This window comes from Flavobacterium sp. R1_16 (genome assembly GCF_057652095.1).
In genome coordinates, this window is sequence record NZ_JBYFCG010000022.1 from 1 (window position 1) to 1,717 (window position 1,717).

Genomic DNA, 1,717 nt, shown 5'->3' on the forward strand with positions numbered 1-1,717 from the left:
CGTCAGGCTGTGAAAAAACCTCATTTTGATTTCTTTTCTACTTCACAGGAGGTCTATAAATGGATTTTAAGCTAGGCTAATTTTTGATGTGTTTTGGTTTGTACCAAAAATAATTTTAGTTAGAAACTGCTTTAAATAGATCGTTTTTATAAAAAACAAGACCTTTCTTTTGTATGGTGAATTCCAAGCCTTGAGTTTTTCCAATAAATCGGGTACACCAAGAATGTTTATGCTGCGTTTGATGTTGTACACCAGCATAATAAGACTGTGTTCGCCGTTTACTTTTTCGAGTCCTATTAAGTCGGTGTAATTGTAACCCCATTTTCGCTTTATTGTTCCAAAGATGTGTTCGTTTATCTCTTGTCGTTTGCGGTACAGTTGTGGGTTAGATTGGTAGCGCTTTTGATTTTCTTCTACGGCATCTGCATACTGACTTCTATCAATCTCTCTGCCCCCTGCTCTACTGGTGCATTGCTCTTTTACGGGGCAGATTTTACAGGCTGTGGTGCGGTATTTTTGGTATAAATAACTCGTTTTTTCTCCTTCTCTGGTTTTCTTGTGCCAACTTCCTGTGGTGGTAAGGGTTTGTCCTTGCGGACAGGTGTAAGTGTTATTCTCTTTATTGTAGGTAAACTTAGAAACTAAATACTGGGGTTGGGTGCCGTTCTCCTTGCTCTTGCCTTGATCGGGATGGGCGACTATGGTGGTGATGTTGTGGTTTTTGCAACGCTCTAGTTCGCGTCCGTTGTGGTAACCTTTGTCTACCAAAACTGTGAAGGTTTCTACTGATAGGTTTTCTTTGGCTTCTATAGCAATGGTCGATAGTGCGTTTTTATCGTTGCGATTGATGGTGTGAGTAGCCACTACTAGATTGTATTTGTCGTCGACTGCTGCTTGAATGTTATACGAGACTTCTACTACTTGTCCTTGAACCAAGAGTGCTCTTGCATCTTGGTCGGTGGTGCTGATTTGCGGTTCGCCACTGGCTTGGAGTTGTTCTTCTAGGAGTTCATAGCGAAGTTTGTTTTGTTGCAAGCGTGCTATTTTTTGTTGAATATTGGATATCGAACTGCTCTTTTCTTGATTATCATTGTGGTCTAAAGCCGTGAGATAATCTTGGATCTTTGTTTCGATATACTCTTTATGTTTATCAATTTTCTTTTGATTGTAATTCGACTTCTTGCCGTTGTGCGCTCTTGATTTAGTGCCATCAATAGCGATAGTTTTACCAGAAATTAAATCGGTCTCTTTTAAAAAACTAACAAAGAGCTTGAAGAGTTGTTGTAAGGCTTTGGGATTGTCTTTTCTAAAATCGGCTATACTATGATAATTTGGACGAAGGGTTTCTGTGAGCCATTGCATCTCCAGATTGCGAAGGCACTCTTTCTCTAGTCGTCTAGAGGAGCGAATGCCGTTGCTGTAACCATATAAATAGATTTTTAAAAACACCAAAGCATCAAAACTGGGGCGTCCTTCGCTTTTTAAAACTTTTTCTTGAAATCCTAGTCGCTCAAGATCGATAGTGTTCACAAAAGCATCTATAAATCGAACAGGGTTGTCTTGGCTAATGGTATCTTCTAAACTGGCTAGATGAAGCTGATGGCGAGATATTCCTTGTATGTATTGCATAGATAAATATAATCAAATAAACTACTGCTTGAAAACATTTTGCTATATTTGTTCGAAGGGCTGTGAGGTTTTTTCACAGTCTGACGTT

Annotated in this window: 1 protein-coding gene; it reads right to left on the minus strand. The window is 39.3% G+C overall.

Annotation, left to right across the window (positions count from 1 at the left end):
* Positions 1-66: 66 nt before the first annotated feature.
* Positions 67-1,629, minus strand: coding sequence for an IS1182 family transposase (locus tag AC23L6_RS13305; RefSeq protein ID WP_487562967.1), 1,563 nt, complete (start codon positions 1,627-1,629; stop codon positions 67-69).
* Between the last annotated feature and the right edge of the window lie 88 nt (positions 1,630-1,717).

Bases quoted from the DNA above. Each gene is read 5' to 3' on its own strand.
- AC23L6_RS13305 (WP_487562967.1), bottom strand. From the start codon at position 1,629: ATGCAATACATACAAGGAATATCTCGCCATCAGCTTCATCTAGCCAGT.